The organism is Delftia sp. S65 (assembly GCF_016516495.1).
GTDB classification, from domain to species: domain Bacteria; phylum Pseudomonadota; class Gammaproteobacteria; order Burkholderiales; family Burkholderiaceae_C; genus Comamonas; species Comamonas acidovorans.
On sequence record NZ_JACVUR010000086.1, the window covers coordinates 1 to 3235 of the forward strand.

The 3235-nt window shown below is 50.0% G+C and carries 1 rRNA gene; it reads left to right on the forward strand.

The features are described 5' to 3' along the window. Positions 1-343 precede the first annotated feature (343 nt). Positions 344-3219: ribosomal RNA gene (locus tag IAE24_RS29880) — 23S ribosomal RNA — on the forward strand. Positions 3220-3235 lie beyond the last annotated feature (16 nt).

A 3235-nucleotide genomic window follows, 5' to 3' on the forward strand; every position in this document is an offset into this window, starting at 1 on the left:
AAAAAAGCGTGCTATAATATTTGACTCAACACTAAAGCAGTCTCGTGTGAGACTGCTTTAGTGTTGATAGTTATCTAACTATCAATCGGCTGTTCTTTAAAAATTCATAGAGTCGAAATCAGCGTTGCTGACGGAAAGAGATTTCAATCTCACCGTGCCGTCAGCAACATTTTGATTGCGTCAAAACGAATGAAACTTTGTTTTATTCAAGTAATGACGAATTGTTCTCTTGACAGAAATGTCAAAGAATTCATTCACATTACGGCATAACGCGCGAGGTGAGAGACCTCGCAAGTCCTTGAAAGAAAACGGCGAAATCTCGCAAGAGAGATCAAAGTTATAGGGTCAAGTGACTAAGAGCATGTGGTGGATGCCTTGGCGATGATAGGCGACGAAAGACGTGATAGCCTGCGATAAGCTTCGGGGAGCTGGCAAATTAGCTTTGATCCGGAGATTTCTGAATGGGGAAACCCACCCGCAAGGGTATCGCATACTGAATACATAGGTATGCGAGGCGAACCTGGAGAACTGAAACATCTAAGTACCCAGAGGAAAAGACATCAACCGAGATTCCGAAAGTAGTGGCGAGCGAAATCGGAAGAGCCTTCTAGTGATAGTCAGACGGTTAACAAAACGGAATGGAAAGTCCGGCCATAGTAGGTGATAGCCCTGTATGTGAAAACCGACTGGTGGTACTGAGCTAGAGAAAAGTAGGGCGGGGCACGAGAAACCCTGTCTGAATATGGGGGGACCATCCTCCAAGGCTAAATACTCATCATCGACCGATAGTGAACCAGTACCGTGAGGGAAAGGCGAAAAGAACCCCGGGAGGGGAGTGAAATAGATCCTGAAACCGCATGCTTACAAAAAGTAGGAGCCCGCAAGGGTGACTGCGTACCTTTTGTATAATGGGTCAGCGACTTACATTCAGTGGCAAGGTTAACCGAATAGGGGAGCCGTAGAGAAATCGAGTCCGAATAGGGCGTCCAGTCGCTGGGTGTAGACCCGAAACCAAGTGATCTATCCATGGCCAGGATGAAGGTGCCGTAACAGGTACTGGAGGTCCGAACCGACTAGTGTTGCAAAACTAGCGGATGAGCTGTGGATAGGGGTGAAAGGCTAAACAAACTTGGAAATAGCTGGTTCTCTCCGAAAACTATTTAGGTAGTGCCTCAAGTATTACCTGCGGGGGTAGAGCACTGTTTAGGCTAGGGGGTCATGGCGACTTACCAAACCTATGCAAACTCCGAATACCGCAGAGTACAGCTTGGGAGACAGAGCACCGGGTGCTAACGTCCGGACTCAAGAGGGAAACAACCCAGACCGCCAGCTAAGGTCCCTAAAATTGGCTAAGTGGGAAACGAAGTGGGAAGGCTAAAACAGTCAGGATGTTGGCTTAGAAGCAGCCATCATTTAAAGAAAGCGTAATAGCTCACTGATCGAGTCGTCCTGCGCGGAAGATGTAACGGGGCTAAGCCAGTTACCGAAGCTGCGGATTTGCAATTTATTGCAAGTGGTAGGAGAGCGTTCTGTAAGCCTGTGAAGGTGCCTGGTAACGGGTGCTGGAGGTATCAGAAGTGCGAATGCTGACATGAGTAGCGTTAAAGGGGGTGAAAAGCCCCCTCGCCGTAAGCGCAAGGTTTCCTACGCAACGTTCATCGGCGTAGGGTGAGTCGGCCCCTAAGGCGAGGCAGAGATGCGTAGCTGATGGGAAACAGGTCAATATTCCTGTACCGATGTGTAGTGCGATGTGGGGACGGAGAAGGTTAGCTCAGCCAACTGTTGGATATGTTGGTTCAAGCCTGTAGTCGTGCCTGGTAGGCAAATCCGCCGGGCTTAGATGAGGGGTGATAACGAGTCTGCTTGCAGACGAAGTGAGTGATACCCTGCTTCCAGGAAAAGCCACTAAGCTTCAGCTACACACGACCGTACCGCAAACCGACACTGGTGCGCGAGATGAGTATTCTAAGGCGCTTGAGAGAACTCTGGAGAAGGAACTCGGCAAATTGATACCGTAACTTCGGGAGAAGGTATGCCGCAAGTAGGTGAACTTGAACAAAGGGAGCCCAAAGCGGTTGCAAAAAATCGGTGGCTGCGACTGTTTAATAAAAACACAGCACTCTGCAAACACGAAAGTGGACGTATAGGGTGTGACGCCTGCCCGGTGCTGGAAGATTAAATGATGGGGTGCAAGCTCTTGATTGAAGTCCCAGTAAACGGCGGCCGTAACTATAACGGTCCTAAGGTAGCGAAATTCCTTGTCGGGTAAGTTCCGACCTGCACGAATGGCGTAACGATGGCCACACTGTCTCCTCCAGAGACTCAGCGAAGTTGAAATGTTTGTGATGATGCAATCTCCCCGCGGAAAGACGGAAAGACCCCATGAACCTTTACTGTAGCTTTGTATTGGATTTTGAACGGATCTGTGTAGGATAGGTGGGAGGCTTTGAAGTGAGGACGCTAGTTCTCATGGAGCCGACGTTGAAATACCACCCTGGTGCGTTTGAGGTTCTAACCCAGGTCCCTTATCGGGATCGGGGACAGTGCATGGTAGGCAGTTTGACTGGGGCGGTCTCCTCCCAAAGCGTAACGGAGGAGTTCGAAGGTACGCTAGTTACGGTCGGACATCGTGACGATAGTGCAATGGCATAAGCGTGCTTAACTGCGAGACTGACAAGTCGAGCAGATGCGAAAGCAGGACATAGTGATCCGGTGGTTCTGTATGGAAGGGCCATCGCTCAACGGATAAAAGGTACTCTGGGGATAACAGGCTGATACCGCCCAAGAGTTCATATCGACGGCGGTGTTTGGCACCTCGATGTCGGCTCATCTCATCCTGGGGCTGTAGTCGGTCCCAAGGGTATGGCTGTTCGCCATTTAAAGAGGTACGTGAGCTGGGTTTAAAACGTCGTGAGACAGTTTGGTCCCTATCTTCCGTGGGCGCTGCAGATTTGAGGAAGCCTGCTCCTAGTACGAGAGGACCGGAGTGGACACACCTCTGGTGTATCGGTTGTCACGCCAGTGGCATTGCCGAGTAGCTAAGTGTGGAAGAGATAACCGCTGAAAGCATCTAAGCGGGAAACTCGTTTCAAGATGAGATCTGCCGGGGCCTTGAGCCCCCTGAAGAGTCGTTCAAGACCAGGACGTTGATAGGTCAGGTGTGGAAGCGCAGTAATGCGTTAAGCTAACTGATACTAATTGCTCGTGAGGCTTGACCCTATAACTTTGATGACGT